Consider the following 5,050-nt stretch of genomic DNA (forward strand, 5'->3'; position numbering starts at 1 on the left):
GCCATGGATAGGATGGAGGAAATGAAGTTAAATAAATCAATAGATATGTTCTATAAGTGGTATGATTCTTTATATTCATACATATCATTTCCAAAAGAACATCAGAGAAAACTGCATACAAACAATGCAACAGAGAGATTTAACAGGGAATTAAAGAGAAGAACAAGAAAGATAGGTGCATTTCCCAATGGTGATTCACTGATAAGGCTGGTTGATTAAGTATAATGGTAAAGGGTCATTTGAATTTACAGTAAAAGTATTACATTATCAGATTTAAGAACAGAAATTATCTTTATATCCTTTGAATTAACATTATAAAATTTGGATAGCTGTTTTATAATATCTGCATTTGCCCGGTTATTTTCCATTGGTTCGTCAGTGTATACATCAAGACCATTTTCTTTTATTCGCATATTTTTTTGTTCCCCTGTACACATGTATATTTATTATCAATTTAATGTTATAATATTATTAAGTATAAAAAATTTTTATTAATAAAATCATGGTTTAAATAAAGATATTATACCAGAACTGGGGCAGGATACTTTCAGGCTGGAAGTAAAAATTAAAATTTTAAAGCCTTAGGTAGATATAGCCATCCTTTTGCCTTTTTGCAATTTCATAAAAGCTAACAGGAGCGATTTTAACACCGGGTGCCAGATCAGCATCTGAAAGGTTGTTTGATTTCATTGCAACACCGCATGCGTATACATTTATTTTATGATTGCCAAGCAAATTGTTTATATTTTCAGATTCGGATTTAAGAACGCCAAATATACCAGTTTCTGAATAAACTGCAACAATGTCTTCAACATCATTCATTTTTGCCATATTGGATATTGCCAGATATGACAAAGGTATTTTCTCACTTTCAGATATTTGAAATAATATTTTCATATCATACTAATTTTTATAATGTAATTAAAGGTATATTTTTTTTGAAAATGTTTATAAAAATTATTTTAAAAGCTTGGGTATATCATCCGGATAATCTGCAACATTAATTCCAGCATCCATAAAAGCTTTTATTTTTGATTCTGCAGTGCCTGTCCCACGTTCAATTATTGCACCTGCATGTCCCATTCTTTTTCCTGGTGGTGCACTCCTTCCGGTTATGTAACCAACAACAGGCTTTTTGACATTTTCCTTTACATATCTGGCAGCCCTTTCCTCCTCACTTCCACCAATCTCACCAACAAGCACAATCCTTTTGGTGTTTTTATCCTCGTTATACATTTTTATTACATCAAGGAAGGTAAGGCCAACAATAGGGTCTCCTCCCAGTCCTATTACTGTACTCTCACCAAATCCAGCATCAGTAACAGCCTTAACAATTTCATATGTTAATGTTCCACTTCTTGATGCAATTGCAACGTCTCCTTTTCTAAATATATGGTTGGGCATGATCCCTATTTTTGCCTCACCAGGAACCGTAATTCCGGGGCTGTTGGGGCCTATAACTGTTACACCCTTTCTGTTTGCCTCTGCAACAATTTCCATGGTGTCATGTACAGGAACGTGTTCTGCCAGTATGTATATAAGCTTTAGTCCATTATCAATTGCCTCAAAGGCGGCATCCCTGACAAAAGGAGCCGGCACTGCCAGCATTGAGGCTTCAGGCATAAGTTCAAGTGTGTCCATAACAGTTTCATATATTTTTATGCCATTGACAGTGCCGCCAGATTTTCCCGGAGAAACTCCTGCAACAACATTTGTCCCAAATTTTATCATTTCACCTGAATGAAATGCACCCTGGTGACCGGTCATTCCCTGAACTATTACCCTTGTATTTTTTGTTATAAGCACCATTTTAATTACCCCCATTTAATTTCACAAGCTCATTGATTGCATCATTCATATTTGAATAGGCATCTATGCCATTGTCCATAAGAATCCTCCTGCCCTCATCCTCATGAACACCACTAAGCCTAACAACAATTTTCTGTTTTATATTGAATTTATTCTTTGCTGCAACTATGCCATTGGCCACCGTATCAGCCTTGGTAACACCGCCAAATATATTCACAAAAAATATTTTTGGATCTGCCCTCAAAACAAATGAGAATGCATCCTCAACTATATCAGTACTGTCAGTTCCACCCAGGTCAAGGAAATTTCTTGGCCTGAGTTTGTGAAGCGTCAGGGCATCCAGCGTCGCCATTGTAAGCCCCGCACCATTGGCTATTACACCGATGTCACCATCCATTTCAATGAATGTAAAGCTTTTTGATGCTGATTCATTTTCGAGCTCTGTCTTCTCAGGATCAGGGAAAATATACTGCTTATGCCTGTATAGGGAACTATCATCTATAATTACCTTGGAATCACCGGCAATAATATTATCTGATGAATCGATTATAAGAGGATTTATCTCCATCAGTAGAGAATCCTCCTTTTTAAATGCATTATAAAGTAATCCTATTAAAGTACCAAGCTGCGACTTCAAACTGCCGGAAAGACCCAGAAATTCAGAAACCTCCCGTGATATATAATCAGAATATCCCATTAATGGGTCTATCTTTATTTTTATTATTCTGCTGTCTGGTACACTCTCTATATCCATCCCGCCATCAGGAGATGCCATTAAAAGTGGCCCCTTTGATGATCTATCAAGGGTTATGCTTAAATATAACTCTTTTTTAATATTTATCATTCTCTCTATTAATAGTTTATTTACCTTTAAACCGTTTATAGTTGTTCCCAGCAGGGTTTTTGCAGCCTCTTTTAGATCCTCCTGTGATTTGGCAAATTTTATACCACCTGATTTGCCACGCTTTCCTGAAAGTATCTGGGATTTTACGGCCACTGGATATTGATAGGGCCTGATCTCATTAATATCAGAAACAACATAGCCATCTGGAACTGGTATTCCATATTTTTTAAAAATTTCCTTCCCCATGTATTCATAGAGATTCATATATATCGAAATTAAATGATTAGACCATATTTAATATTATTTTTCAGGCTAAAAGTATGGTTAAAAATATTTTTAAGGATATAATGCATTTTATTACATGATTTACAGAGACTTTGGCACATCAGGCTTTAAAGCATCGGCAATAGGAATGGGAACATATTATGATATGCGGTGGATCTTTAAAACATATGCCGGGATATATTCAAATAAGAAAACAAAGATTAATGCCATTAAAACTGGTCTGGAAAATGGAATTAATTTAATAGACACTGCTGAATTTTATCATACAGAGGGTATTGTATCCGAGGCGGTAAAAAATTTCAAGCGTGATGAAATATTTATATCAACAAAGGTGCTTCCAACACATTTATCACCAAAATCCCTTGAAAGGGCACTGAAAAGAAGCCTAAAAAATTTAAATATGGATTATGTGGATTTATACATAATACATTTTCCAAACTATGCGATTGATCTTAAGAAAACATTAAAAAAAATGGAGGAATTAACAGAGGCTGGATTAATAAGAAATATAGGTGTAAGCAATTTTAGTTTTAAGCTTATTAAATACACTGTGGAAAATCTTAAAAAATATAATTTATGCGCCGTGCAGCTTAATTATAATATACTGCACAGAAACGTTGAGAATAATATTTTAGATTATTTAAAGAAGAATAATATTGCATTAATGGCATATTTTCCCATAGCCCATGGTAAAACAGCAAGGAATAAGAATCTTGAGGAAAAATTTAATTATATAAGGTCAAAAATTGGGGATGTGCCCAGTACAAGCATAGCCCTTTCGTACCTTACAAGCATAAGTGATAATGTTTTTCCAATTCCGCGTGCATCAAATCCTGAACATGTAATGCAGAATATAAAATATGCTGATATAAAATTGAATGATGAATTAATAAAATATATACAAAATAATTTTTAAAATGAATTTATGTTTTCAACAAGCCTCTGACCATATTCTGCTGTTCCAAGTGGATTCACATTAAAGAATTTTGCAAGGTCTGCAGTTACAGTTTTTTCCTCTATTGCCTTGTTTACAGCCCTTTCAATTATATCCTCTGCCTCTGTCCAGCCCATATATTTCAGCATAAGCTGGGCACCCCTTATGAGCCCAAGTGGGTCTGCTATATTTTTACCTGCATACTTTGGGGCTGTTCCATGCACTGCCTCGAACATGGCACCATCGTCACCAACATTGGCGCCCCCCAGTGTGCCTATATTTCCAATAAGTGCCCCGGCGGCATCAGATATATAGTCACCATCAATATTTGGAGCAAGAATAACATCATATTCCCCGGGTCTTGTTATAATTTGCTGGAACATATTATCTGCTATTATGTCATTTATAAGTATTTTTTTACTGCCATCCTGTGAAACATAATCAGAAAATTCATTTAATGCAGTTTCATATGCCCATTCCCTAAATGCACCTTCTGTATACTTCATTACATTGCCCTTGTGCATAATTGTGACCTTTTTCTTATTTTCTGATATTGCAAATTTAATTGCCGCCCTTGTTATTCTCTGTGTTTTATATTTATTCATTGGCTTCAGCCCTATGCCAGTATCATCACCAAGATCTATGCCCAATTTTTCCTTAAAAAATGCCTTTATTTCCTGTGCCTCCCTGCTATCATATTTCCACTCATAACCCATGTACAGGTCATCTGTATTCTCCCTGAAAATTGTTAAATTAACATTTTCTGGGTGCTCAAGCGGACTCTGAAGGCCATTCACATACTTTACCGGCCTTATGTTTGAATATAAATCTAGCATCTGCCGTATTCTTACATTTATGGACTTGAAACCTGTGCCCACAGGGGTTCCAAGTGGGGCCTTCAGTAATATCCTGTATTCCATTATATCCTTTATGGATTCCTCAGGAAACCTATCGCCCTTTAGATTCAGGGCCTTATCGCCCACCAGGACCTCCCTCCATGCTATTTTTTTATTTTTGTAAGCCTTCTTAACCGCAGCATCAACGACCTTTCTGGTTGCATCCATGATTTCAGGGCCAATGCCATCACCATCCGTATAAAGTATAACTGGATTGTCTGGAACCCGCCATCTATTAGCATTAAAAGTATTCTGGAGTTTTTTAATGCCTGTACGTCCCTT

The 5,050-nt window shown here is 35.7% G+C and carries 7 protein-coding genes; 2 read left to right on the forward strand and 5 right to left on the reverse strand.

The window, feature by feature from the left end; translation table 11 throughout:
- The coding region (locus AOG54_RS00920; RefSeq protein WP_236692417.1) for a transposase at positions 1–219 on the forward strand (219 nt) is incomplete at its 5' end.
- A gap of 26 nt (positions 220–245) precedes the next feature.
- On the opposite strand, the gene AOG54_RS09470 is transcribed toward AOG54_RS00920, so the two are convergent.
- The 4 genes from AOG54_RS09470 to sucC form a co-directional block, all read right to left on the reverse strand.
- Entirely contained in the window at positions 246–413 is a 168-nt protein-coding gene (locus AOG54_RS09470) for a DUF167 domain-containing protein (RefSeq protein WP_162200841.1), read from the reverse strand.
- Positions 414–573: 160 nt separating this feature from the next.
- Complete coding sequence (locus AOG54_RS00925; RefSeq protein ID WP_048101273.1) at positions 574–897, reverse strand: DsrE family protein; 324 nt, start codon at positions 895–897, stop codon at positions 574–576.
- 60 nt (positions 898–957) lie between these two features.
- Positions 958–1,809 (reverse strand): succinate--CoA ligase subunit alpha, encoded by an 852-nt coding sequence (gene sucD / locus AOG54_RS00930; RefSeq protein WP_084795442.1) that lies wholly within the window; start codon positions 1,807–1,809, stop codon positions 958–960.
- Between the two features lies 1 nt (position 1,810).
- Positions 1,811–2,917, reverse strand: coding sequence for an ADP-forming succinate--CoA ligase subunit beta (gene sucC, locus AOG54_RS00935; protein ID WP_054964369.1), 1,107 nt, complete (start codon positions 2,915–2,917; stop codon positions 1,811–1,813).
- Positions 2,918–3,014: 97 nt separating this feature from the next.
- Between sucC and AOG54_RS00940 the strand changes: the two genes are divergently transcribed.
- Positions 3,015–3,854 carry an aldo/keto reductase gene (locus tag AOG54_RS00940; RefSeq protein WP_055032274.1) on the forward strand — a complete coding sequence of 280 codons (840 nt, stop codon included), beginning with the start codon at positions 3,015–3,017 and terminating at the stop codon, positions 3,852–3,854.
- Here AOG54_RS00940 and AOG54_RS00945 read toward each other — a convergent pair.
- Complete coding sequence (locus tag AOG54_RS00945; RefSeq protein WP_055032275.1) at positions 3,851–5,035, reverse strand: NADP-dependent isocitrate dehydrogenase; 1,185 nt, start codon at positions 5,033–5,035, stop codon at positions 3,851–3,853. The genes AOG54_RS00940 and AOG54_RS00945 overlap by 4 nt on opposite strands.
- Positions 5,036–5,050 lie beyond the last annotated feature (15 nt).

Source organism: Acidiplasma aeolicum (genome assembly GCF_001402945.1).
Classification (GTDB): Archaea; Thermoplasmatota; Thermoplasmata; order Thermoplasmatales; family Thermoplasmataceae; genus Acidiplasma; species Acidiplasma aeolicum.